Raw genomic sequence first — 25,199 nt, 5'->3', positions numbered from 1 at the left:
GAAGCCCTGCTTGTACCAGCCACCACCGGGCACGGTGATCGTCGTAGCCGGCCGGCCCGCCGGCGTGAAGCTCCACCTGCCGGCCAGATCGACCGACCCGATCGCGGCGTTGCCCGCGGCGGCCCCGTTCACGTCCGCGAGCGCGGCGGCGGAACCGGCCGCTGAAACCGGGACCGTCATACCTGACACAGCGAGCACCACCGCGGCCACGGTCGCGAACAGCCCTCTAGCCATGCTTGAGCTCCTTGTCCGCCAGCCAGGAGTTCTTGTGCTGGCACCATTTCCGAGTTGTGTCCACAACGGATAGAGGTTCCGGTGACGGCGGACGCGCCGGACATGGTCCTGGGCGGACCGAAGAAGATGGATGCCGTGACCCCGGCCGGCGAGCTCAGCGGCCTGCTCAGCGAGCCACACGCGCCAGCCGGTCGGCTGGTCGCGGACCTCGCGGCGAAGCGCGCCTGGTGGTGATCACAGGCAGCGCCACCGCGTCGAGCACAAAGGTCTGGACAGAGTACGAGACAGCGTTGTCACAGGTACTCCTCGAATCGTGGGCAGGGTGCGCGCCGACACGCGCGATTCGTTCGTTGACCATCGAACAATTAGTCGGACCGTTTCCACGGTAGGGCCTGGGGCAGACTCGGTCAATAGGTCGTACATGTTGCCCGAATGAGTCAGGTTGCTCCACAGGGCGCAAGTCGACGCCGATCAGCCGAGTCACCCAGCCCTGCCAGCGACCAGCTCGTTCTCGACAGGCATGCGGTCGCTACCAGCCCGTGATCCACACAGCGGGAGACAACCCCATCCGCCCCACTGACCTTCCTCGGGCGGCCGTTATTTGTATGACTCATTTCCGCCACTCGCCAATCAATTGGTGAACTACCGATCAGTCCTAAGCGATCCCGGAGGAGAGGACCGCTCGTGTGAACCCTCGTTCGTCTGGACTCAGCGGTGGTTCGGTCACGCCTCACGGACGGTGCCACGTCCAGGATGTCGGTTACACAGGGCTTCGCAGCCGGGCGGCGCGCAGGGTGAGATAGCGCTGTTCGGGCAGGCTGGCGGTCATTCTCGCGGCCCGCGCGTACGACTCGCGGGCCGCGGTCAGGTCTCCCGCCCGTTCGAGCAGATGTGCCCGGACCGCTTCGAGCCGGTGGCTGTGCGCCATCCGGTCGTCCGTGTCGAGGGTGCCGAGCACGGCGAGCCCGGCACGTGGGCCGTGCACCTCTGCCACTGCAACGGCGCGGCTGAGCGTGACCACGGGACCTGGCGCGACCTGGGCGAGCACGTCGTAGAGCGCCAGGATCTGCGGCCAGTCGGTGTCCTGCGCGGCGGCGGCCTCGTCGTGCACTGCGGCGATGGCCGCCTGCAGCTGGTACGGCCCCACCGGACCGGTGCCGAGCGTCCGCTCCACCAGCGCCACGCCTTCCGCGATCAGTGCGGCGTCCCAGAGGTCCCGGCGTTGCTCGGCGAGCGGCACGATCGCGCCGGCGTCGTCCGTTCGCGCCGCCCGGCGTGCGTCGGTGAGCAGCATCAACGCCAACAGACCCGCGCCCTCGCACTCACCGGGCAGCAGCCGGTGCAGCAGGCGGGTCAGCCGGATCGCCTCGGCAGTCAGGTCGGCGCGACCCAGCTCCGGTCCGCTGCTGGCGGTGTGGCCCTCGTTGAACATCAGGTAGAGCACGTGCAGCACCACGCTCAGGCGTTCCGGCCGCTCCGCTTCCGACGGCAACGCGAACCGCGCACCACGGATCCGTTGCTTGGCCCGGCTGATGCGCTGGGCCATCGTGGTCTCGGGCACCAGGAACGCCGCCGCGATCTCCGCGGTGGTCAGCCCGCCCACAGCGCGCAAGGTCAACGCGAGCTGCGAAGGCGGCGACAGAGCCGGGTGACAGCACAGGAACAGCAACACGAGGGTGTCGTCCTGGTCGGCCACCTCCACCGGTTCCAGTGCCCCGACCGCCGCTTCACGGCGGCGCCGGGCGCTGTCGCTGCGCCACGCGTTCACCAGCGACCGGCTACCCGCAGTCATGGCACGGAACCCGTCCGCGCTGTCGAAGCGCGCCACCGGACCGCGGAACGTGAAGTCCTCGGCCAGTGCCACGCCTGTCATGTCACCGGCGTGGTCCGTCCACGCCTGGTAGTACCTTTGCACGATCTCTCGTGGGTCCACTCGGAACTCCTGTGGTCGGGCCGCGACGCGGCCGTTCATCCCCCTTGATCCCGGCGAAGACCCGAACTCATCGCTGCAAGCGCACAGGATTGACGAGAGCCGCGCACCGTCACGCGTTGATCTTCCTGTTGGCGTGGGTTTCGTACATGCGTGCGGCGACCACGGCTCCGGACAGCGCGGTGAGTGCGGCGACCACCCACACGGCGGCGCGCAGGCCCCAGAGATCGGCGACGATGCCGCCGAGCAGCGCGCCCACGGCGAAGCCGCCGTCACGCCAAAGCCGGTAGACGCCAACGGCCCTGGCGCGCCACGCCGGATGGGCGACGTCGCCGATCGCCGCCAGCAGGGTCGGGTAGACCATCGCGGTGCCCGCGCCCAGCAGCACGGCCGCCATCAGCCAGACCGTGAAGGTGTCCGCGAGTGCGACGAGGGCGAGTGCGGCGGCTTGGAGAAGCATGCCCGCGGTGATGAGGTGTTTGCGGCCCCATCGGTCGGAGAGAGGGCCGGTGACGAGCTGCCCGAGGCCCCACACGGCCGGGTAGACGGCGGCCAGAACGCCGATCTGGGCGACCGACAGGCCGGCGGTGGCGAACAGGATCGGTAACAGGCCCCAGGCGAGGCCGTCGTTGAGGTTGTTCACCATCCCGGCCTGGCTCGCCGCTGACAGTGCGGGCTCCCGCAGGCTCGTGCGGGTGAAGATCTCTCGATCGCTCGGTGTTTCCTCGGCAGCAGCGGGGTGTTGCGTCGCTTCGAGGCGGGCGTGTTCTCGGGTCTCCCCCACGGCGAACACGGTCAGGCCGAGCCCGATGACCACATAGGACAGTCCGAGCAGGAACGGTGCCGGGCGCAACCCGTGGCGGGCGGCGAGGTAGCCGGTGGCGAGCGCGGTGACGGCGACCGCGAGGTAGCCGGCGGCTTCGTTGAGTCCCATCGCGAGCCCGCGGCGGGACGGTCCGGCGAGGTCGATCTTCATGATGACGGTGGTGGACCAGGTCAGGCCCTGGTTGACGCCGAGCAGCACGTTCGCCGCGACCACCCAGCCCCACGACGGTGCCCAGATCAGCATCAGCGGCACTGGGATCGCGGCCAGCCAGCCCGCGAGCAGCACCGGGCGGCGGCCGAAGCGGTCGGACCAGGTGCCCGCGAAGTAGTTGGTGGCGGCCTTGGTCAGGCCGAAGGCGACCACGTAGGTGAGGACGAACGTGTAGCCGGTCAGGCCGAACTCGTCTTCGGCCAGCAGCGGCAGCACCGCACGCTCCTGCCCGAGCACGCCGCCGACAAGTGCGTTGACGGCGACGAGCAGGCTGAACTGGGCGAGGTTGGCGCGCAGGCCGAGTCGCAGGCTCACCGGCCGCTCTCCAGGCGTCTGCCTGTCGCGGCGGCCCAGTCGCCGGGTCCGCCGGTGAGCACGGCGACGTCGCGATGTCCGGCCTGTTCGAGCAGGCTGGCGGCGCCCATCGCGCGTTCGCCGTGGCCGCACATGACCACGAGCGGTTCCCGCGGCACGTCGTCGACGTGGTCGGGCAGGTCACCGAGTTCCACGTGCTGTGCTCCTGGCAGGTGTCCGGAGGCGAACTCGGCGCTCTGCCGGATGTCCAGCACCGGTCCGCGCACCTCGGCCGGGCTGACCAACCTTGTTGTGGCGATGGGAAGTTCCGCGGCGGTCCACGCGTCCATGCCGCCGTCGAGCTCGGCCAGGTCGAGGTAGCCGATCTTGGCGGCCTGCCAGGCGATCTCGGCCGGGTCCTGATCGGCACCGCGCACCACGATCAACGGGACGTCGTGCGGTGCGAGCCAGCCGAGCCAGGAGGCGAACACCGGTCGCAGCGGGATCGACAGCGCGCCGGGAACGTGCGCGGCGGCGAACTCGGCGAGGGGCCGCACGTCGATCAGTCGTGCGCCGTCGGCCAGCCGCCGCACCGCGCTGACGTCCAGCCGCGGCAGGCTGGGCGTCCCGGTGAGAACACCGTGGCGGTTGATCTCGCCGAGTCGCCGGAAGTACGGCGGATAGCTGCCGAGCGACCCGAGCAGCTCTTCGACGAAGGCGTCCTCGTCGGGCGCGCGTAGCAATGAGTTGGTGGCTTTCTCTCGGCCAATGGTGCTGGTGCGATCCGCGCCAGGCGGGGCGGAGCAGAAGGATCCTGCGCCGTGTGTGGGCCAGACCGCCACGTCGTCGGGCAACTCGGCGAGCCTGCGCAGCGACGCGTACTGAGCGCGTGCGAGTTCCTCGGTCCGATCAGGAGAAACGAGGTCCGTGCGGGCGGCGGCACCGACGATCAACGAGCCGCCGGTGAACACCCCGAGTGGACGGTCGCCATCGAGCAGCAGGAACGACAGGTGCTCGTCGGTGTGGCCAGGAGTTCCCAGGGCCCGCAGGCGCAAGCCTCCCAGGTCGACCTCGTCGCCATCGTGCAGCCCGTTGTGCGTGAACTCGCGATGCCCAGCCGCCGATGCGAGCACACGGGTGCCCTCGCTCGCCGACAGCTGCCGGGCTCCGGACAGGAAATCGGCGTGCAGGTGGGTGTCGGCGGCGAACGCCACGCTCAACCCACGTCGCTGCGCGGCGCGGCCGACGTCCCGGAGATCGAGGCTCACGTCGACGACCAGCGCCCGACCGTCACCCAGATCGACCAGGTACGCGGAGTTCCCCAGCCCTTCGTCCACAAGCGCAAGTACCTCAGTCACGTGTACTACAGTATTCCAAAGATGATTGGAGGACCATGGGTGACCGGGACGCGAAGACTGCGTTGTTCGACCAGTTCGCTCGCGTGGGGAAGGCTCTGGCGAGCGGGAAGCGGCTTGAGCTGCTCGACCTGCTGGCCCAGGGCGAGCGCACGGTCGACGCGCTCGCGAAGTCGGCGGAGCTCGGCCTGACCACCGCGTCGGCTCATCTGCAGACCCTCAAGCAGGCCAATCTCGTGGTCACCCGGCGCGAGGGCACGAAGATCTTCTACCGGCTGGCCGGGGACGACGTCGCCCAGCTGTTCACGCTGCTGCGCACCGTCGCCGACGACCGGCTGCCCGATGTGCGGTCGGCGCGTGAGGCCTACCTCGGCGATGACACCGAAGCCGTCAGCCGTGCCGAGTTGCTCGACCGTGTCCGATCGGGACGCGCGACCGTGATCGACGTGCGGCCCGCCGAGGAGTTCGCCGCCGGCCACATCCCCGGCGCCGTCTCCGTTCCGCTGGACGAGCTGGCGGACCGGCTGGCCGGACTTCCTGCGGACCAGGAGATCGTGGCGTACTGCCGCGGCGCTTACTGCGTGCTCTCCCACGAGGCCGTCCGCCTGCTCACCGCGCACGGACGAACCGCCCTCCGTCTCGCCGACGGCATGCTCGAGTGGCGCCTCGCCGAACTCCCCGTCGCGGTCTGAGGCCCGGAGAAATGGACACTGTGATCACTCAACACCCTGCTCAGCGACGGATCCTGTCCGTGCTCGTCACGGCCCAGATCCTCAGCGGCGCCGGCCTGGCCGCGGGCATCACGGTCGGCGCCCTGCTCGCCCAGGACATGCTCGGCGCCACCAGCGCGGCAGGCTTACCCGCGGCGTTGTTCACCATCGGCTCGGCGCTCGCGGCCGTGCTGGTCGCTCGCGTCTCCGGCCTTCATGGCAGACGCGCCGGTCTCGCGGGCGGCTACCTCGCCGGCGCGGTGGGCGCTCTCGGGGTCGTCATCGCCGCCACCACTGACAACGTCGTGCTGCTGTTCGTGGCGCTGTTCGTCTACGGCGCGGGCAGCTCCACCAATCTCCAGGCCCGCTACGCCGGTGCCGATCTCGCCTCACCGCAACGCCGCGGCCGCGCGGTGAGCACCGTGCTCGTCGCCACCACGCTGGGCGCGGTGCTCGGCCCCAACCTCGTCACCCCGACCGGCGCACTGGCCACCAGCTGGGGCGTGCCGGCGCTCGCTGGACCGTTCATCCTCGCGGCTTTCGCCTACACCGCGGGCGCCATCGTGCTCTGGGTGATGCTGCGCCCCGATCCACTGCTCACCGCCCGTTCCCTGCCGGTCGATCCCGTGACGACCGGCAACTCCAGCGGCAACCCGCGACTGCTGCTGATCGGCGCGACCACCATGGTCGTCATCCAGCTGGTGATGATCGCGATCATGACCATGACCCCGGTGCACATGCAGCACCACGGCCACGGTCTCGCGGCGACCGGATTCGTCATCGCCGTCCACGTGGCGGGGATGTTCCTGCCGTCACCGCTCAGCGGCTGGCTCGTGGACCGCTTCGGCAGGCTCCCGGTCATCGCCGCTTCCGGCGTCACCCTGCTGGCTGCCGGGCTGGTGGGCGGTTTCGCCCCTGCCTCGTCGACTCCGCTGCTGACGGTGGCGCTCGGACTGCTCGGGCTGGGCTGGAACCTCGGGCTGGTCAGCGGCACCGCGCTGATCACCGACGCCGTTCCGCTCGAATCTCGCGCATCGGTGCAGGGCCGCATCGACATGGCGATCGCGGTGGCGGGTGCGACCGGTGGCATGGCCTCGGGCTTCGTGGTCGCCAGCAGCAGCTACCCCGCCTTGTCGTTCGCGGGCGGCATTGTCGCGCTCGCCCTCGTGCCGCTCGTCGTCGTCCGGCCTCGCGTCAAAGTCTGACGGGCATGTCGAGTTCCGGTGGGTTCGATCGTCTTCTGCTGAACGGGATCGCCGATCTGGAGAAAGTCACCACCACTCCCGAGGACGTGAGCGCGGCCGACGTTCCGGACGGGCTTACGCGGGCGGCGGTGCTGGACGCGTTGCACGTCAACCTGATCTGGACCATCGTCAACAGGCTGGCCAACGCCTTCGGCTTCCAACAGCACTCGAAGGAGCAACTCTCCAAGGGCACGCAGTCATTGCACCGCTTCGGCTATCGCTTCCCAGGCTTCCTCACCGGCGACACCAACGGCACCGCGACCGGTGATCGTCACGAACGGCTGGTCGCCAACCTGCGCACGGCGGTGTTCGCCCCCCGGTAAGACGACCCGACGACACGCCGTGCGGCAGGCGGCGGTGAGCCGTCCGACGCACCGTGGGCGGCCGGCTGCGCAGCCTGGACGCCGGTCTTCGCGCGCAGCCACCGCTGCTGTGCCTCGCGCCGTCCCCGGTGACCCGGCTGCATCGCGCGATCGCGCTGCGGTCCGTCTCCGGTGCGGAGAAGGCGTTGGCGGAACTGGATTCCCTCGATCTGGATCGCTATCACCTCTACCACGCCACGCGCGCCGAACTGCTCCGCGATCTCGGCCGCGACGACGAGGCACGCCAGGCCGATCAGCGCGCGTTGGAGCTGACCGCCAACCCGGCCGAGCAGGCACTGCTGGAGCAGCGCCTCAGGCCTTGACCGCGGCCACCCGCTCGACCATGCCGAGCTTGAGCCGTTCCTGCCGCTGCACCACGAAACCGGCCTGCTCCACCAACGGCAGCGGCCGCCGGGTCTGGTAGTCGCCCATCATCCGGACGGTGAGCTTCTCCAGCAACGACTGACCGAAGTGGACGATCCGGTGATGGCTGCCGACGTGGTCGAGCAACAGCAACTTGCCGCCGGGCCGCAGCACGCGGTGCATCTCGGCGATCGCCGCGCGTTCGTCCGGGACACCGCACAACCCGAGCGTGCAGACCACGGTGTCGAACGAGGCGTCCGGGAACGGCAGTGCCTGCGCGTCTCCCTCGCGCAGCTCGACTTCGCGGCCGAGCTCGGCGGCGCGGGTGCGGGCGATGTCCAGCATGGCCGGGCTGAGATCCAGACCGGTGAGCGTGATGTCCTTCGGATAGTGCGGGAGGTTGAGACCGGTGCCGATAGCCACTTCGAGCACCTTGCCGGTGGCTTGCGGGCACACCCATTCGCGGCCGCCGGCGAACTGGACGCGTTCGAAGAAGCTGATGTCGCGGTCGTAGCGCGGTGCGTAGCGGTCCCACACCTCACGGAGGCCGTCCGTGGTGAGCTTCTTGCTCATGTCGATGTCCCTTCAGGCAGCAGTCCACGCGTGAGCAGGCCTGCCAGCGTGGCTGGAACAGCAGCGCTGTCGACGGGTTGCCGGGCGGGATCCCAGTGCAGGTGCACCGCCCACAACACGCAGGTCTCCAGGATCGTGCGGGCGACCAGCGGCGCCGGTCCTGGCAGTCGCAATGCCTTGCGCCGCTGGAGATACTCGGTCAGGACGACAACCAGGCCCGAGCGGCCCTGGCCGAACCAGACCTCGGCCAGCTCCGGCAACTCGGAGGCGCAGCGGTCGACCAGCTTGATGCTGACCCGGTGCCGGGCCAGCGTCTCGTAGAGGTTCGTGATGATCTCGCTCAGCTCCGCGGCGAGCGGGCCACGTCGCCGCGCCGACACCGCCTCGACCAGCCGCAGCCGGCCGATTTCGCAGCCGAGTCGCTCGGCCACCAGCGCCGCCAACTCCCCCTCCGCCGGCGCGCGGACCGGCAGCTCCTCCGGTCCAGGCAACGGCTCCACGCCGTCGGCGTAGCGCAGCGCGGCCCCGAGCAGCGCGTCCTTGTTCTCCACGTGGCCGTAGACGGTCCCCTTCGCCACTCCGAGCGCGTCGGCGACATCCTGCATCTGGGTCCGGTGGAAACCGTGCGCGATGAACGTCTCGGCCGCGACCGAGACGAGCCGGGGAAACATGTCGGCGGAACGAGTGCGTGGCACCCGTCCAGGGAAGTGATCTCCTCGGCCACGTCACTTGCCGCTCACCTCACGACGCCCCCACCGTCAGCCACTCATCCCGGCGATCACGGTGCGCTCGGAGTCGGTGAGGTAGGAAGCCAATTCCGACTCGGCGGAGCCAACGTCACCAGCCAAGATCAACTCCGCAATCCGCCGATTCCACTCGAGATAGGGCTCGTGCAACGCTTGAGCGTCCCCGGTCATCAGGAAGGCCAAGCGAAGTTCCGCGAACAGTTGGCCGGACATCCGGTCCAGCCGAGCACTCCGGCACGATCGCACCAAGGCTCGATGCAGATCCAGGTTCGCGGTTCCCACCTCCCGCCAGCGCCCGTGTTCCGCCGCAACGGCTGCGGAATCGACGATGTCCAGCAACGCTCCTGCCAGTACCTTGTCGCGCGCTGACGGACCGATGCCCAACGGCTCCATCAGGCGACGCGTCCGAAAGATGTCGGACACGTCGTCGATCGACATCTCCCGGACGAACGCGCCTCGATGCTGGGCACGCACGACCATGCCTTCGTGCACCAGCAACTGGAACGCCTCACGAACGGTGTGTCGAGACACGCCCAACGCTGTGGAAAGCTCGTCCTCCTTCAACCACAGACCTGGCTCCAGGAGACCGTCAGCGATTCGACGCCTCAACACCGAAGCGACCTGCTCGGCCGTCCGGCTGCGCTGCAGTGGATCCAGACCCATTCGTCGCTCCCCATGCGGCTGTCGTGCGAACATAGCGCGGCGAAGGCGCTTCACTCCCCGAGCACGCCGGCAAGCTCAAGCACCATGCGGCGCACCGTGGCGGGATCCCTCCCTGCCAACGCACATGCCTTCTCCAGCCGCCGCGAAAGCGGCGGTGGAAGCCGAGTTCGAGGTCGACGGATCGCAGGCCACCAGGACCAGGCTGCGCGCCGCCGATCAGCGACCGCGCGGCGTCGCCCGAGGAGGGTAGCGAGGTCGAACTGGAGGCCGCGGTCGTGACGCGAGACCGGGCTGACCGACCAGCAGTGCTGGGATACGGCGACAACGTTCCTGATGAACGTGTTCGACCCGCCCGCTACCCGCCGGCCTCGCGCGTGGGCAACGCGATGTGCGAGGCGCATCAGAGCGCGTTCAGCCCGGAGCACTCGTTCGAGTTCGGCCCTGGACGGCGTGGCGAAGCCCGTCGCCTCCCGCTGAGCACGACTAGCCTCGCGGTGGTACACGACACCTGGGGATCCGATGAACGCACCGATCACACCGGAAGGACGGCGCAGGCTCCGCGAAGCGCTGCTGGAGCTGCCCGACCAGGACTCGGGTGACGAGCCCGCGGCCAAGAGCGAGGTCGACATCCTCGGCGAGGTGATGGTGATGCTTGCGTTCCACGGGATGAACGTGGCCAGGCGAGTTCGGACGGCGCCCGGCGTGAGCGCCGACCCGCGCGCGGCGCGCCTGCTCGACGAGTACGAGGAGCTACTAACCCGAGCGGGCTCATTGTCGCAGCAGTTCTTCGGTCTCGCGAAGCGCTTCGGCGAACCGAACGGCTCGTGAACAGGGTGCCCGATCGCGTGGGGGTGCCAAAACCCCGGCCCAGCAGCCTGACCTGGCCTTCTGGCAGAACGCGCTGTACCAGCCCGGTCAGCGGCCCGGTTTCGCCGTGTACGACCGGGGGTCCGTTGGCACTGCACCCACCGCATGTCAGGAAAACGCGTTCAACGCTATTTGCAGGGAGGCGAATAGTCGATACCCGGCAGGTACTTCTCCCACTCCTCCTCGGTGATCCGCGGCCACGCCACCTCGCACACCCTGGCCGCCGCGCGCTCCGGATCGAGGTCCCAAATCCGGCTCGTGCGGTCCAATCCCGACGTGACGAGCGTCTGCCCGTTGGGACTGAACGCCACCGACGAGACCGTGTTCGTGTGCCCGGTGAGCGTCGCGATCTCTCGTGAAGTCGTCACGTCCCACACCTTGACGCTCATGTCCGTGCCCGCCGTGGCGAGAGTGCGGCCGTCGGCGCTGAACGCCATGGCGTCGACGCTCGAGGTGTGCCCGCCGAAAGCCGACAGCGCCAGAGGCCGCCGGAGGTCCGCGACGTCCCACAGCCTGATCTTCAGGTCGGCGCCGGCCGCGGCCAGCATCCGGCCGTCCGAGGAGAACGTCGCCGCCTCGAACTGGCCGGGCAGCGCGGCAAGCTCCACGAGGTCGCCGTCCACCTGCCACAGCCGCAGGGTCCGGTCAGCCTGAACGGTGATGACGACCCGGCCATCCGCACTGATCCCCAGGTAGGCGGTGATGCTGTCGGGTGCCCTCAACATGTGCAGCTCGCGGCCGCTCGCCAGGTCCCACACGCGGAGAGTGCGGTCGAGGCCTGCGCTCGTCAGCGTCCCATCGCGACCGAAAGCCAGTCCCAGCACCCCGGGATCGTGGCCGGCGAGCTCGACGGGTGGCCGCCGCGGGTCCGCCAGGTCCCAGACGAGGATCCGCGGTTCGTCACCGGCGGTGGCGAGGAACCGGCCGTCGCGGCTGAACGCGATCGTCTGGATGTCCTCGTGGTGGCGGCCGAGCGCCGCCACCATTCCGCGGGCGCCGGAGTCCCAGAGCCTGGCCACCTTGTCGGTGGTCACCACCGTGCGACCGTCCGGTGAGAACCCCGCCTGGTGGGACACGCCGTTGTGGTGCGTGAAGTCGAACCACCCGACGTCCTCGAGGCGCACGGTCCGGTCACGGCTCGCGGTGGCGAGCGTGCTCCCGTCCGGGCTGAACGTCACCGCGTGCACGCGACCGGTGTGCCCGGACATCCTCGTCAGCAACGTGGCCGAGCCCACGTCCCACAGCGCCGCGCCCGGTACGCCGCCGGTCGCGAGCTTGGTGCCGTCGGGACTGAACGCGAGCGTGACGAGTGCACCACTGTCCAATGTGGAGCGTCTGGTTCTGCTCTCCGTGTCCCACAGGAAGACGGCGTGTTCCGCGTCGCCCGTGGCGAGCGTGCGCCCGTCCGGGCTGAACGCCACCGCCGTCACGTCCCCGGTGTGCCCTTCCAGCGTCGCGAGCGGAACCGGCGTACGCGGATCCCACAACCGCACGGTGTTGTCCTCGCTGCCGGTGGCCAGCAGCCGTCCGTCCGGGCTGAACGCGAGCGACTCCACGACCTGGGCGTGCGCGGACCAGGTCGTGAGCGCACGGCGGCCCGCCACGTCCCACACCCGGATCCTGCCGGCGCGGTCGCCGCTGACCAGCGTGCGGCCGTCCGGGCTGAACGCGAGCGCGTGCACGGCGGCAGCGTGTCCTGTCAGGGCGGCTACTTCCCGGTCGCCGTCCCACAACCGCACCGTGCGATCCGTTCCGGCGGAGGCCAGCAGCCGGCCGTCCGGACTGAAGGTGACCATCCTGACCTCGTCGGTGTGCCCGGTCAGCACCGCGACCTCGCGCGTTCCCCGCCACAACCGGACAGTGCGATCCACTCCGGCGGAAGCCAGCAGCGCCCCGTCCGGGCGGTAGGCGAGCGTGCTCACCGCATCGGTGTGCCCGGTCAGCCTGGTCGCGTACGGCGTCGCGAAAGTGGACAGCAGGTGGTCCCGCGTCTGGGCGGACGGGGCGAGGCGGTGGGCGGCCAGGCCGAGCTGGACGGCGAGCGCGGGAGTGGTGGCGCGCAATGCTTTCGCGTCCCAGACCAGGCGGCTCGCCAGTGCCACGTCACGTTGCGTGCTGACCGCCGACCGGGTGAGCGCGGCGTAGACCACCGCGCTGGCGGTCATCAGCAGCACCACCGCCAGCAGTACCACGACCTGGCGCAGCCGACGGGTTTGGCGGACCTGGAGATGCCTGCTCGCATCGAGGAACGCGCGCTCGCGCGTGGTCAGCGCGACATCGTTGACCGCCGCCCAGTCCATGGTCGTGGAAAGGCGCGCGCCGCGGTACAACGCGCCGGGATCGCGGTCGAGCGTCGTCCATTCGTCGGTGGCGTCGGTGAGCGCTCGGTGGATCCGCCTTCCCTCGCGGTCCTCCGCGAGCCAGTCCCGCAACCTGGGCCAGCATCGGAGCAACGCCTCGTGCGCGATCTCCACGTCGTCGGAACCCAGGGTCAGCAGCCGGGCCCGTGCGAGCTCGTCCAGCACCACAGAGGTCTCCTGGTCGAACTCACGCCGGTGCACCCGGCGTTTGGTGTCGCCGTCGAGCGTGGTCAGGCGCAAAAAGATCTGTTTCGCGACGCACAACTGGTCGGCGTCGAGCGCGAGGCAGACGTCCTCCGCGGTCCGCGCGATGGCGTGCTGGATCCCGCCGGCGGCCTCGTACCCGTTCACGGTGAGGGTGGCCCCGCGTCGGCGCCGCCAGGTCTCCAGCAGCGCGTGTGACAGCAACGGCAGCACGCCCGGCTGCCCGGCGGTGTCGGCGACCAGCCTGGTCACCAGGGCCGACTCCACCATCGCGCCGGCGTGGACGGCCGGCTTCGTGATCGCCGCCCGCAGCTCGTCCGGCGTCATCTGCCCGACCAGGATCTGGCTGTCCCGCAGCACCCGTACCAGCTCGGGGTACTGCCCGCAGTGCCCGTAGAAGTCCGCCCGTACGCCCAGCACCACCCTGGTCCTGCTGGTGACGTCCTCGGCAGCGTGGACGAGTGCCGCGACGAACCCGGCCCGTTCGTCCTCTCGCGCCACCGTGAAGACCTCCTCGAACTGGTCCACGACGATCAGCAGGTCCGTGCCGGGCCGCGTGGCCAGCAGCTGACGGACGTGCAGGCCGAGACTCGTGGGGTCTGCGGCAAGCTCGGCGTACAGGCCGACGGCCGACGTGCCGGTCAGCCCGGCGAGCTGGACCGCGCACTCCTGCAGCGGCCGCGGACCGGGCGCGAACAGCAGCACAGGCGTGGTCGTCGCGGCCACGAGGCCCGCCCGCAGGATCGACGACTTCCCCGAACCCGAGGCTCCGAACACCCCGACGAAACGGCGCTCATTCACACTTCTCAACAGATCGGCAACGAGCCTTTCCCTGCCGAAGAAGAACCGAGCGTCACCGGCCTGAAAGGCCGCCAGGCCGACATAAGGCGGATCACCGTTCTCTTCTATTCTGGGCGACACAGAATGGGAACGGGCTTGCCCGGAAGCGACAGCCTGCCACCGGGGCCGCCACTGTTCCGCGTCGCCTCCGCACGCCGTCACGTACGCCAGCGTGACCGCGAGACTGGGCAGATCCCGTCCGGCGGCGGCTGCGGACAACGTCGCCACCGCGTAGTGCGCACGCCTGCTGAGCTCGCGATACGTCGGACTTCCCGACTCTTTCCGCAGCTGCCGCAGATCGGCGGCGAACCGCAACAGCGCCGTGTCCCCCTCTTCCAGTGGACGTTCCCGTCTCGGCACGCCACCACCCCCTCACCCCGAGGTCGATTGTTCGGGGAAGTTTGTTAGCCAACTTCGCCACCGAAGCCGAACAACAGATCTGACGTACACAGTTCCGTGGCAACAGAGCCATCCACACAATTGAGGGGCAAACGTGAGATTCCGACGCACACTCGCGGTCGCATTCGCCGCAATCGCCGCCACCGTGACGGTGGCTCCGGCGGCCAGCGCGGACGGCTACTACTCCATCTGGAACGTCGGCAGTGACAAGTGCATCCAGCCGAACCCGTTCGCCGCCAACCCGAACGCCCCGGCCACGAGGGTCCTGCAACGGCCCTGCGACGGCACCGACGCGCAGAAGTGGTCGCCCGTCCTGCTCAGCGGCGACATCTACAAGCTGCAGCACAAGTCCAGCGGGCTCTGCCTGAACGTCGCGGGCGGCAACCAGGACTCGACCCCGCTCGATCTCTGGACGTGCGGCGTGCCGAACAGCAACCTGAAGTGGCAGCTTCCGCACCACCCCACCGGATCCTCCCCGATCCGGATCATCTCCAAGGTCAGCAACGGCAGCCGCTGCATGGACGTCCGCAGCGGATCGCTCGAAGACAACGCGCAGATCCAGATCTACCGCTGCACGGCCGACAACCTCGCGCAGCTGTGGCACGTGCGGTAGCGGTCGGCTAGCAGGGCTCGGGCGGACCGGTTTCCGCCCGAGTCTCACCAAGCTGCCGAAGTCACCGCGGCGGACTGAGGCAGCGACTCGTGACGGCCAGGAACAGATGCACCGCCAACACCAACGTGGCCAGCGGTATCACGACGTCAAGGTGTCCGTTCTAGGGTGGGCGGATGAAGGTTCTGTCCATCCAGTCGGTCGTCGCCCACGGCCACGTCGGCAACTCCGCCGCCGTGTTCCCGCTGCAACGCCTCGGGGTCGAGGTCGTCCCGATCCCCACGGTGAACTTCTCCAACCACACCGGGTACGGCGCGTGGCGCGGTCCGCTCCTGCCGCCGTCGGAGGTGGCCGAGATCCTGCTCGGGGTGGAGGAACGCGGAGTGTTCGGGCAGGTCGACGCCGTGCTGTCCGGCTACCAGGGCGGCACGGGCATCGCCGACGTGATCATCGACGCGGTGCGCAGGGTGAAGGCCGCGAACCCGGCAGCGCTCTACGCGTGCGACCCGGTGATGGGCAACGCCAAGTCCGGCTGCTTCGTCGCGCCCGAGATCCCCGTGCTGCTGCGCGACAGGGTCGTGCCGGTGGCCGACATCATCACCCCGAACCAGTTCGAGCTGGGCTTCCTCACCGGCACCGAACCGGCGAGCGTCGAGGAGACGCTGGCGTCGGCCGACCTCGCCCGCGCGATGGGCCCGTCGACCGTGGTGGTCACGAGCGTCGAGCGGCCCGACCGGGAGGAGGGCACGATCGAGATGCTCGTGGTGGACACCGCCGGGGCGTGGCTCGTGAGCACCCCGCACCTGCCGTTCAAGGCGAACGGGTCCGGCGACGTCACGGCCGCGCTGTTCACCGCCCACTACGTGCAGACGAAGGACGCGGCGCTGGCGCTGGAGCGCACCGCTTCGAGCGTCTTCGACCTGATCGACCTCACCTACCGCTCCGGTGAGCGCGAGCTGCGACTGGTGCAGGCCCAGGAGTTCTACGCGACGCCTCGGATGCAGTTCAAGGCTGAGCAGGTGCGCTGAGTCGATCGGGAGTCCCGCAGCACGAACGCCCGAGTACGGGCCGCAGCCGCGCTCCGCTCACGGTTTGGTCATGGCTTCGCGGGATCGGTGAAGCCGAGGTGAGCGGCCACCGTCCGGGCGTCCCACCGGGCGGCGCCCGAGCGCGCCGACAACGCGGATGACCGGGATGCTGCCGGAGCCCGCAGTTCGCAGCATTCAAACATTCCGAAAAATCGAGATTTCCACACTCGGTGACCACTTGTGACAATCCGTATTCGAAACATTTTCCAGAAATACACCACCATTTGAGGCGATTTTCGAGACGTTTCAGTCCAAACCCGCCCGTTCGAGTGGTTGCACTGCATCGATCAACAACTGAGCGTCACCAGCAAGCGCAGTAAAGCGTCCTATCGGGGTCTTTCAACGCCTGTGCTCCATTTGGCGGTGCCACGCCGTGACGAATATTTGACAGCGTACGAACCGCTGAACGGGCTAACCGGCTGAGCCCGGTGTACCCGATACGAAAGTTGCGACGAAATCGTTCTTGGGGGTCGACTTGTACTGCGAGGGAACATGTACGAGCTCCAGCTCCAGCCATTGTTGGAAAGACACTCCAGGCGCCACCTGATTCCGGGCGCCCAGCTCGCCGTGCACCGCGACGGAATCACCCAGACGGTCGAGTTCGGCGTCCAGCACGCCGGCGGGCCGCCGATGACGCGGGCCGCGCGCGTGCCGGTGGGGTCGGTCAGCAAGACCTTCACGGCGGCGCTGGCGATGATCCTCGTGTCGGACGGGGACCTCGATCTCGACGAGCCGCTCGCCGAGTACCTGCCCGCCGCCGCGAGCCTGAGCGATCGGCTCACCGCTCGGCATCTGTTGAGCCACACCGGCGGATTGCCGTCCGACTCGGACGAGACCACGGCGTCGACGTTGAGCAGGCACGTGGCCGAGTGCCTGCGCCGCGCCGAACCGTTGCACGAGCCCGGTGACGGGTTCTCCTACTCGAACATCGGGTACAGCGCCGCCGGGCACCTGATCGAGGTCCTCACCGGTATGAGCTGGTGGGAGGCCATGTCGTCGGTGTTGCTGAGGCCTCTGGGCGTGGACGCGCACTTCGTGGTGGCGCCGGACGGGCCGCAGGACGCGGTGCCGGGGCACGCCGTCAATCCCGAACGGCACCGGGTGGTGCCGGTGCACCAGTCGCTCACGCTCGTGGACGCGCCGGCTGGTGCCGTCGCGGCCAGTGCGATCGATCTGGTGCGGCTCGGCCGGATGCTGGCCGGCGAGGGGCCGCCGCTGGTGCAGGACGCCGAGTTGCGCGAGATGCGGACTCCGGTCGCCGGTGCGGAGCCGTTCGGGATGGCCGACGCCTGGGGGCTCGGCGTGGCGTTGTTCGAGGGCGGGTGGTTCGGGCACGACGGCACGGGGGACGGCACGTCCTGCCACCTCCGCGTGCATCCGGAAAGCGGCACCGTGGTCGCGCTCACCACCAATGGCAGCACCGGATTCGCCATGTGGCGCGAATTGGCGCGCGAGCTCGGAGTAGGCGACTACGACGCTTGTCGCGGACTCGGGGAACGGGTCGCGGCGCCACCGCCCGACTGCATGGGACGTTTCCACAACGGCGACACCGAGTATTCCGTCTCGCCAGGAAAAGATACGCCGTTGCGACTCGTCGTCGACGGTGAGCCGTTCGCCGAGTTGACGCTCTACGACCGACTCATGTTCCGAATGCGCGACGTCGACACCGGCGACACTTCGCAAGCCGGACGTTTTCTGCGCGGTTCTCCCGGCCGCGACATCGGCTGGTTGCAGGTGGGCGGCAGGCTCGCCCGCCGCGCCGCCTGATCATTCCTCACTTTTCCGACTGATCCCCCGGAAAGGCTCCACCCCTCATGTTTCTCACGGCACTGTTCCGCGCCAGAGTCGCGTCGTCCCCGCACGCACCCGCGGTCATCGCGCCATCGGGCACGCTCACGTACCGGGAGCTGGACGTCCGCGCCAACCGCCTTGCGCACTGGTTGCGCGAGCGAGGGGCCGGTCCCGAACGGATCGTGGCGCTGCGGATGCCGAGGTCGGCCGGCATCGTGGTGGCACAGCTCGCCGTGCTGAAGGCAGGAGCCGCCTACCTGCCCGTCGACCCCGCCTATCCCGCCGAGCGGATCGACTTCATGCTGCGCGACGCCGCGCCGGTGCTCACCCTCGAGTCCGAAGTGGACACGAGCGGGATGCCGGACACCGACCCGGAGGTCGCGGTGGACGCGGCGCATCCGGCGTACGTGATCTACACGTCCGGTTCGACCGGACGGCCCAAGGGCGTGGTCGTCACGCACACCGGGCTCGCGAACTTCGCGACCGCTGAGATCGAGCACTTCCAGGTGCGGCCGGGCGACCGGGTGCTGCAGTTCTCCTCCCCCAGCTTCGACGCGTCGGTGCTGGAGCTCTGCATGGCACTGCCGTCCGGCGCGGCGCTGGTCGTGCCGCCGGAGGGTCCGCTGCTGGGCGAGCAGCTCGCGGAGGTGCTGCGGGACAACAGGATCACGCACGCGCTGATCCCTCCGGTGGCCATGGCGACCGTGCCAGACGTGCCGCTGCCCGACTTCCGCACGCTGATCGTCGGCGGTGACGCCTGCACTCCCGAGCTGGTCGAGCGCTGGGCGCCGGGCCGGAGGATGATCAACGCCTACGGGCCGACCGAGTCCACGGTCGTGTCGACGTGGAGCGAGCCGCTCACCCCCGGTGGCCCGCCTCCGATCGGCAGGCCGATCCCCGGCACCGTCGCCCACGTGCTGGACGACGAGCTGCGGCCGGCGACCGAGGGCGAGCTGTACGTCACCGGCGCGGGTCTCGCGCGCGGCTACCTCCACCGGCCTGGGCTCACCGCGCAACGGTTCGTCGCCAACCCGTTCGGACCGGGGCGCCTGTACCGCACCGGCGACGTGGTGCGGTGGCGCGAGGGCGTGCTGGAGTTCGTCGGGCGCGCCGACCACCAGGTGAAGATCCGCGGGTTCCGCATCGAGCCCGGCGAGATCGAAGCGGTGCTGCGCGAACACTCCGGCGTGCGCGAGGCGGTCGTCGTCGCCTGCGCCGACCAGGGACTCAAGCGGCTCGTCGGCTACGTCACCGGCGATGCCGACCGAGCCGAGCTGCGGGCGCTGGTGGCCGCCAGGCTGCCCGAGCACATGGTGCCGTCGGCGTTCGTCGTCCTCGACGCGTTGCCGTTGAGCCCCAACGGCAAGCTCGACCGGCACGCGCTGCCGAAGCCGGCCGCCCCCGCGGAGACGCCGGGGTTCACGGCCCCGCGCACGCCCGCCGAGCACCGGGTAGCGCGGGCCTGGGCGGAGGTGCTCGGGCTCGACGCCGTCGGTGCCGAGGACGACTTCTTCCAGCTCGGCGGTGACTCGGTGCTCGCCACGCGAGCACTGGCGCTGCTGGGCGGTGGTCTGCCGCTGCGCGCGCTCTTCGAGCACCGCACGGTCGCGACACTGGCCGAAGCGCTGCCGGACCACACACCCGCCGAGATCCAGAAGGTCCACGAAGGACAGCCCGTGCCGCTGTCGCGCACGCAGAAGCGGCTCCAGGGCGCGGAAGGGCCGGACAGCAACACCGCGGTCGGCGTGCGCTTGACCGGGTCGCTCGACCTGGCCCGGTTGCAGGGCGCGCTGGACGAGCTGGTGGCCCGGCACGACGCGTTGCGGACCACCGTGCACGGCGAGACCCAGGAGATCAGTCCGCACGGCGTGGTGCCCCTGGAGCTGGTGGACGATCTGACCGCGGAGCTGGCCAAGCCGTTCGACCTGCGCACCGGACCGCTGACGCGGGCGCTGCTCACCCGCGACCAGGTGCTCGTGCTGTGCCAGCACCACATCATCACCGACGGCCGGTCTGTCACCGTGCTGCTCGACGAGCTGGCCAGGCTCTACGCCGGTGAGCAGCTGCCACCACCACGCCTGCAGTACCCGGACTTCGCTCTGTGGCAACAGGAACAGCCCGTACCCAGCGTGGACTACTGGCGGCACAAGCTCGACGGGCTCGAACCGCTCGACCTGCGCACCGACCGGGTGCGGCCGCCACTGCGCTCGACGGCGGGCGCGGTGCTGCGGCGCGGCCTCGGAGCCGGGCTCGTGCAGAGGCTCACGGCGTTGGGCAGGGCACACGACGCCACGCTGTTCATGACGCTCACCGCGCTGGTCAAGGTGACCATGGCTCGGCACAGCGGACAGCGCGACATCGCTGTCGGCACGGTGAACGCCGGACGGGACCGCGCGGAGCTGGACCGCGTCACGGGTTTCTTCGTCAACACGCTGGTGCTGCGCACGTGGCTCGACCCTCAGCAGCCCTTCACCACCTACCTGGACCAGGTGCGCGACACCGTGCTGGAGGCGTTCGCGCATGACGACGTGCCGTTCGACCAGCTCGTCGAAGAGCTCCGGCCCGACCGCGACCCGAGTCGGACGCCGCTGGTGCAGGCCGTCGTCGCACTCCAGCAACCACTGTTCACCCGCACGGACTTCGGCGGCCTCGCGGCCGAGGAGGTCGAGCTGCCACGGCCGGCCGCGCGGTTCGACCTCGTCACGGAGTTCTGGCCGCGCGGCGACGACCTCACGCTGACGCTCGAGTACAACACCGATCTGTTCGACGCGACCACGATCGAGCGCATGGCCGACGATCTCGTCGCGCTGTGCGAGGCCGTGACCGCGAATCCGGACCGGGACCTCGTCGAGTTCGCGGGCGAGGCGGAGGACGTGGCGCGCGTGCGCGGGTTCCGGGTCGACCCGGCGGTGGTCGAGGAGGTCCTGCGCAGCGCTGTCGACGACGCGCACGTGGTGGTGCACGACGGACGGCTCGTCGGTTACGTCACGCGGGCGAACCCGGCTGAGCTCAAGGGTTTCCTGAGCCAGGTGCTGCCGGACTACCTCATTCCGTCGGCGTGGGTGGTGCTGGACGAGATCGACCGCGCGAACCTGCCGGAACCGCCCGCGCCACGGGTCGATCGCGCCCGGTTCGTCGCGCCGCGCACGCCGGTCGAGGCCGTGCTCGCCTCGGTGTTCGCCGAGGTGCTCGGCGTCGGCCGGGTCGGGGTGCGCGACGGGTTCCTGGAGCTGGGCGGCGACTCGATCCTCGCGATCAGCGTCGTCACCAAGGCACGAGCGGCCGGCCTGCACCTGACCGCGCGCGACGTCTTCCAGCATCAGACGATCGCCGAGCTGGCTCTACGCGTGCGGTCCGCCGGTGGCACGACCGCCGAGCAGGGCACGGTCACCGGAGATGTGCCGCTCACGCCCATCCAGCACTGGTTCTTCGAGCACCACGACGGGCTGTGCCGGTTCGACCAGTCCGTGGTGCTCGACTTCGCCGAGGACGTCGACGCCGACCGGCTGGCCGAGGCTGTCGGCACGGTGGTGGAGCACCACGACGCCCTCCGCATGCGGTACAGACTGGACGACGGCTGGCACCAGTGCATCGAGCCGTCCGGGCACTCCCAGCTGCGGGCCGCGATCGTGGCGCCCCACCAGGTCCGGTTGTCCGCGCACCACCTCGTCGTGGACGGCATCTCGTGGCGGATCATCGCCGAGGACCTGCGCGCCGCCTACCGCGGCACACCGTTGCCGCCGAAGACGACCTCGTTGCGGGAGTGGGCGAACCAGCTCGTCGGCCACGCGCGAGCGGGCGGGTTCGACGACGAACGGGCGCACTGGGAGCAGATCACGGGTGGCAGCGCCAAGACGGGCACCACCGCGTCCCAGCACGGCATCACGGTCCGTCTGTCTGAAAAGGACACAGAGCACGTGCTGCGTGAGGTGCCGCCGGTCTACCGCACCCAGGTCAACGATGTCCTGCTGGCCGCGCTGGGGTGTGTGCTGAGCGGCTGGACCGGCTCTCAGCGCGTCCTGGTCGCGTTGGAGGGACACGGCCGCGAGGAGCTGTTCGACGGCGTCGACCTGTCCCGCACGGTCGGCTGGTTCACGTCGATGTTCCCGGTCGAGCTGGACCTGCCGGAAGCCGGTTGGGGCGAGACGCTCAAGGCGGTCAAGGAACAGCTGCGGGCGGTACCGCGGCGTGGCATCGGTTACGGCGCCCTGCGGTACCTCACCGACACGGGTCTGCCGGACGTGACGCCGGAGGTGGGGTTCAACCACCTCGGCCGGTTCGACGCCGGCCAGCGCGACCTGGATCTCGACGCCGACCAGGACTCACCGCGCCCGCACGCCATCGACGTGGTCAGCCACATCGAGGGCGACCAGCTCGAAGTGACCTGGTACTACAGCACCGACCTGCACGACGAGGAGACGATCACGCGGCTGGCGGACGAGATGCTGGTGGCGTTGCGGGACATCGCGCACCACTGCGCGCAACCGGACGCGGGAGGCCGCACACCGTCGGACTTCCCGCTCGCCCGGCTGGACCAGAGCGCGTGCGACCGGATCGCGCTGCCGCACGTCGAGGACGTGTATCCGCTCACGCCGATGCAGGCGGGCATGGTGTTCCACTCCCTCGACGGCGTGTACGTGCAGCAGACCAGCTTCGTCGTGACCGCCGATCCGGACGAGCTCGCGGCGGCGTGGCAACGGGTCGTCGACCGCACGCCGGTGTTGCGCAGCAACGTGGTCTGGGAGGGCGTGCCCGAGCCGCTGCAGGTCGTGCACGCGCACGCACCGGTGCCGATCCGCCACCTGGACTGGACTCGCGGCGATCGCGAGGAACTGCTGCGCGCGTTGCTGGAGACCGACCGCGCCGAAGGCCTGGACCTCGCGACCGCGCCGTTGATGCGACTGACACTGGCCCGCCTGCCGGAGAACGAGGTGCAGGTGCTGTGGACGTTCCACCACGTGCTGCTCGACGGCTGGAGCGTCTTCCAGGTGCTGACGGACGTTGTCGGCGACCCCGCCGACAACACCGAACGGCCGCCGTTCCGCGAGTACGTCGAATGGTTGCATCGCCAGGACGGCGAAGCGGCCGAACGTCACTGGCGTGAGGTGCTGGGCGACTTCACCGAGCCGACGCCGCTGCCGTTCGACCGCACACCGTCCGGGCAGCACGACTCCAGCACGACCGCGAACCTGCGGATCTCGTTGTCCGCCGCGGAATCCACCGCGCTGTACGCGTTCGCACGAGAGCAACGGCTGACGCCGGGAACGGTGGTGCAAGGCGCGTGGGCCGTGCTGCTCGCCCGTTACGGCGGACGGGACGACGTGTGTTTCGGCGCCACCGTGTCCGGCAGGCCCGCCGATCTGCCCGGCGTCGACGACATCACCGGGATCTTCATCAACACCCTGCCCGTCCGGGTGGCCGTGGACGACCACGAGCCTGTCGCGGCGTGGCTGCGCGGCTTGCAGGAGGCGCAGGTCGAGGCACGGCGGTTCGAGCACGTGCCGCTGACCGACCTGCACGCCTGGAGCGGCGTCGCAGGCGGGGTGAACCTGTTCGACAGCGTGCTGGTGTTCGAGAACTACCCCGCGGACGGCCTGCCGCTGCGCGACCTCCGAGCCGTGGAGACGACGAGCTTCCCGCTGAGCGCCACGGTCTACCCGGACAGCGAACTGACCGTGCTGCTCGGCTACGACCCCGCGGTGTTCGACGAGTCGACCGCGCGCAGGCTCGGCGATCACCTGCGCGCGCTGCTCACCGGCATCGCCGAAGACGCCAACCGGCAGGTCGGTGCACTGCCGCTGCTCACGGTCGAGGAGCGGCACCAAGTGCTCGTCGAGTGGAACGACACCGACCGCCAGGTGCCCAACCGCACCCTGCTGGATCTGCTGGCACCCCACGACGAGGAGGCCGTGCGGTTCGAGGGCGAGGCGATCACCGCCGCGGAACTGGAGCGGCGGGCGAACCGGCTGGCGCACCGGCTGATCGCGGAGGGCGCCGGTCCGGAACGCGTGGTCGCCGTGTCCTTGCCGCGGTCGATCGAACTGGTCGTGACGCTCCTGGCCGTGCTCAAGGCGGGCGCGGCGTACCTCCCGATCGACGCCGAACTGCCCGACGAGCGCATCGCGTTCATGCTCGGCGACGCCGACCCGGTGCTCGTGGTCGACTCGCCGCTGGACACGGACGATCAGCTGTCGACAGCGCCCGAGATCGCGCTCACGCCGGACCACCCGGCCTACGTCATCTACACGTCCGGCTCGACGGGCAGGCCCAAAGCCGTCGTCGTGCCGCACCGGGGCGCCGTCAACCGTCTCTTGTGGACACAGCACGAGTACGGGCTCACACCCGGCGACCGGGTGCTGCAGAAGACGCCGGCGAGTTTCGACGTCTCGGTCTGGGAGTTCTTCTGGCCGCTGATCGCGGGAGCCACGCTGGTCGTGGCCAAGCCGGAGGGTCACCGAGATCCGGCCTACCTGGCCGACCTGATCCAGCGCGAGTCGATCACGACTGTGCACTTCGTGCCGTCGATGCTGCGGGCGTTCCTGCGCGAACCCTCCGCCGCGGGCTGCACGGGTCTGCGCCGGGTGCTGTGCAGCGGCGAGGCGCTGCCACCGGATCTGGTGCGCACCTGGTACGAGGTGCTCGACGTGCCGCTGCACAACCTCTACGGGCCGACCGAGGCGTCCGTGGACGTCACCAGCTGGCCGACTCGTCGTGACGCCGACGTCGTGCCGATCGGCAAGCCGGTGTGGAACACCGCCCTGCGCGTCCTCGACCACGAGCTGCGGCCGGTGCCGGCGGGTGTGCCCGGTGAGCTGTACCTCGCGGGCGTCCAGCTCGCGCGCGGCTACCTGAACCGGCCAGGACTCACGGCCTCGCGGTTCGTCGCCGACCCCTTCGGCCCCGCCGGCACGCGCATGTACCGCACCGGCGATCTCGCCCGGTGGCGGAACGACGGCTCCGTCGAGTACCTCGGGCGCACCGACCACCAGGTGAAGATCCGCGGGCTGCGCGTGGAGCTCGGCGAGATCGAGGCGGTGCTGGGCGACGCCGTCGTGGTCGTACGGGACGAACGACTTGTCGCTTACGTCAGGACGCCGGACGTGGACGCGTTGCGCAAGGCCGCGGAGGCCGCGCTGCCGGACTACATGGTGCCGTCGGCGATCGTGCCGCTGGACGAGTTCCCGTTGAGCCCGAACGGCAAGCTCGACCGCCGCGCGCTGCCCGATCCGGAGTGGACATCGGTCGAGCACGTCCCGCCGCGCACCCCGGCCGAGGAAGCCGTGGCCGCGATCTGGGCGCAGGCGCTCGATGCCGACCGGGTCGGCGCCGAGGACGACTTCTTCGCGCTGGGCGGTGACTCCATCCGCGGCATGCACGTCACCTCGCTGCTGCGCGACGCGTTCGGTGTCGCGCTGAGCCCGCGTGACGTGCTGTCCGCCCGCACGGTCGCCGCACTCGCCGACCTGGTCGAAGAACTCGTCCTGCGCGAGCTCGAGCGCACCGCCTCCGAGAACTGACCCTGCCGAACTC

Annotated in this window: 17 protein-coding genes and 1 pseudogene; 10 read left to right on the top strand and 8 right to left on the bottom strand. The window is 69.9% G+C overall.

The annotated features are described in order from the left end of the window. Positions 1-234, bottom strand: a 234-nt coding sequence (locus tag DI276_RS52050) for a hypothetical protein (RefSeq protein WP_232836689.1), incomplete at its 3' end; no start/stop codon positions are given. A gap of 81 nt (positions 235-315) precedes the next feature. Here DI276_RS52050 and DI276_RS49935 point away from each other — a divergent pair. Next, positions 316-468 (top strand): hypothetical protein, encoded by a 153-nt coding sequence (locus tag DI276_RS49935; RefSeq protein WP_157984742.1) that lies wholly within the window; start codon positions 316-318, stop codon positions 466-468. Between the two features lie 526 nt (positions 469-994). Here DI276_RS49935 and DI276_RS16155 read toward each other — a convergent pair. From DI276_RS16155 to DI276_RS16145, 3 genes are all read right to left on the bottom strand, one after another. After that, a complete protein-coding gene (locus tag DI276_RS16155) occupies positions 995-2,107 on the bottom strand; it encodes an RNA polymerase sigma factor (RefSeq protein ID WP_112264270.1) in 1,113 nt (370 codons plus the stop codon). 169 nt (positions 2,108-2,276) lie between these two features. Further along, the gene (locus DI276_RS16150; protein ID WP_112264148.1) at positions 2,277-3,515 is read right to left on the bottom strand and encodes an MFS transporter; all 1,239 of its coding nucleotides are present in this window, start codon (positions 3,513-3,515) and stop codon (positions 2,277-2,279) included. Then, complete coding sequence (locus DI276_RS16145; RefSeq protein ID WP_112264147.1) at positions 3,512-4,852, bottom strand: MBL fold metallo-hydrolase; 1,341 nt, start codon at positions 4,850-4,852, stop codon at positions 3,512-3,514. Before DI276_RS16145 ends, DI276_RS16150 begins: the two co-directional genes overlap by 4 nt. A gap of 35 nt (positions 4,853-4,887) precedes the next feature. Between DI276_RS16145 and DI276_RS16140 the strand changes: the two genes are divergently transcribed. The 4 genes from DI276_RS16140 to DI276_RS16125 are packed head-to-tail and all read left to right on the top strand — an operon-like array spanning position 4,888 to position 7,488. After that, positions 4,888-5,541, top strand: a complete 654-nt coding sequence (locus DI276_RS16140; RefSeq protein ID WP_112264146.1) for an ArsR/SmtB family transcription factor — start codon at positions 4,888-4,890, stop codon at positions 5,539-5,541. 11 nt (positions 5,542-5,552) lie between these two features. Then, positions 5,553-6,764 carry an MFS transporter gene (locus tag DI276_RS16135; RefSeq protein WP_198680663.1) on the top strand — a complete coding sequence of 404 codons (1,212 nt, stop codon included), beginning with the start codon at positions 5,553-5,555 and terminating at the stop codon, positions 6,762-6,764. A gap of 5 nt (positions 6,765-6,769) precedes the next feature. Continuing rightward, positions 6,770-7,126, top strand: coding sequence for a carboxymuconolactone decarboxylase family protein (locus DI276_RS16130; protein WP_112264144.1), 357 nt, complete (start codon positions 6,770-6,772; stop codon positions 7,124-7,126). Positions 7,127-7,179: 53 nt separating this feature from the next. Beyond that, on the top strand, positions 7,180-7,488 hold the full coding sequence (locus tag DI276_RS16125; RefSeq protein ID WP_198680662.1) for a hypothetical protein: 309 nt from the start codon (positions 7,180-7,182) through the stop codon (positions 7,486-7,488). On the opposite strand, the gene DI276_RS16120 is transcribed toward DI276_RS16125, so the two are convergent. The 3 genes from DI276_RS16120 to DI276_RS16110 form a co-directional block, all read right to left on the bottom strand. Next, positions 7,478-8,101 carry a class I SAM-dependent methyltransferase gene (locus tag DI276_RS16120; RefSeq protein WP_112264143.1) on the bottom strand — a complete coding sequence of 208 codons (624 nt, stop codon included), beginning with the start codon at positions 8,099-8,101 and terminating at the stop codon, positions 7,478-7,480. The genes DI276_RS16125 and DI276_RS16120 overlap by 11 nt on opposite strands. Further along, a complete protein-coding gene (locus tag DI276_RS16115) occupies positions 8,098-8,796 on the bottom strand; it encodes a TetR/AcrR family transcriptional regulator (protein ID WP_198680661.1) in 699 nt (232 codons plus the stop codon). The genes DI276_RS16120 and DI276_RS16115 overlap by 4 nt, the downstream gene beginning before the upstream one ends. A 63-nt stretch (positions 8,797-8,859) precedes the next feature. After that, the gene (locus tag DI276_RS16110; protein WP_112264141.1) at positions 8,860-9,510 is read right to left on the bottom strand and encodes a GntR family transcriptional regulator; all 651 of its coding nucleotides are present in this window, start codon (positions 9,508-9,510) and stop codon (positions 8,860-8,862) included. 519 nt (positions 9,511-10,029) lie between these two features. Here DI276_RS16110 and DI276_RS16105 point away from each other — a divergent pair. Then, complete coding sequence (locus DI276_RS16105; RefSeq protein ID WP_112264140.1) at positions 10,030-10,338, top strand: hypothetical protein; 309 nt, start codon at positions 10,030-10,032, stop codon at positions 10,336-10,338. A 167-nt stretch (positions 10,339-10,505) separates the two neighbouring features. On the opposite strand, the gene DI276_RS16100 is transcribed toward DI276_RS16105, so the two are convergent. After that, positions 10,506-14,141 (bottom strand): WD40 repeat domain-containing protein, encoded by a 3,636-nt coding sequence (locus tag DI276_RS16100; RefSeq protein ID WP_232836687.1) that lies wholly within the window; start codon positions 14,139-14,141, stop codon positions 10,506-10,508. A 133-nt stretch (positions 14,142-14,274) separates the two neighbouring features. On the opposite strand from DI276_RS16100, the gene DI276_RS16095 reads away from it, so the two are divergent. The 4 genes and pseudogenes from DI276_RS16095 to DI276_RS16080 form a co-directional block, all read left to right on the top strand. Then, a complete protein-coding gene (locus DI276_RS16095) occupies positions 14,275-14,793 on the top strand; it encodes an RICIN domain-containing protein (RefSeq protein ID WP_112264139.1) in 519 nt (172 codons plus the stop codon). Between the two features lie 173 nt (positions 14,794-14,966). Next, positions 14,967-15,818: a pyridoxal kinase PdxY gene (gene pdxY / locus DI276_RS16090; protein WP_112264138.1), complete on the top strand. Its 852-nt coding sequence runs from the start codon at positions 14,967-14,969 to the stop codon at positions 15,816-15,818. Between the two features lie 552 nt (positions 15,819-16,370). Further along, a complete protein-coding gene (locus tag DI276_RS16085) occupies positions 16,371-17,645 on the top strand; it encodes a serine hydrolase domain-containing protein (RefSeq protein WP_112264137.1) in 1,275 nt (424 codons plus the stop codon). 47 nt (positions 17,646-17,692) lie between these two features. Next, positions 17,693-25,186 (top strand): annotated as a pseudogene (locus DI276_RS16080) (non-ribosomal peptide synthetase); the annotation flags it as partial. Positions 25,187-25,199: the final 13 nt, after the last annotated feature.

Origin of the sequence: Lentzea terrae (assembly GCF_003265345.1) — a bacterium.
GTDB lineage: Bacteria > Actinomycetota > Actinomycetes > Mycobacteriales > Pseudonocardiaceae > Lentzea > Lentzea terrae.
Note: the sequence above shows the minus strand (reverse complement) of the source record. Positions and strands in the feature narration are given on the sequence as shown.

Bases quoted from the DNA above. Each gene is read 5' to 3' on its own strand.
- pdxY (WP_112264138.1), top strand. From the start codon at position 14,967: ATGAAGGTTCTGTCCATCCAGTCGGTCGTCGCCCACGGCCACGTCGGC.
- DI276_RS16110 (WP_112264141.1), bottom strand. From the start codon at position 9,510: ATGGGTCTGGATCCACTGCAGCGCAGCCGGACGGCCGAGCAGGTCGCT.
- DI276_RS16085 (WP_112264137.1), top strand. From the start codon at position 16,371: ATGTACGAGCTCCAGCTCCAGCCATTGTTGGAAAGACACTCCAGGCGC.
- DI276_RS16140 (WP_112264146.1), top strand. From the start codon at position 4,888: ATGGGTGACCGGGACGCGAAGACTGCGTTGTTCGACCAGTTCGCTCGC.
- DI276_RS16130 (WP_112264144.1), top strand. From the start codon at position 6,770: ATGTCGAGTTCCGGTGGGTTCGATCGTCTTCTGCTGAACGGGATCGCC.
- DI276_RS16105 (WP_112264140.1), top strand. From the start codon at position 10,030: ATGAACGCACCGATCACACCGGAAGGACGGCGCAGGCTCCGCGAAGCG.
- DI276_RS16155 (WP_112264270.1), bottom strand. From the start codon at position 2,107: ATGACAGGCGTGGCACTGGCCGAGGACTTCACGTTCCGCGGTCCGGTG.
- DI276_RS16120 (WP_112264143.1), bottom strand. From the start codon at position 8,101: ATGAGCAAGAAGCTCACCACGGACGGCCTCCGTGAGGTGTGGGACCGC.
- DI276_RS16135 (WP_198680663.1), top strand. From the start codon at position 5,553: ATGGACACTGTGATCACTCAACACCCTGCTCAGCGACGGATCCTGTCC.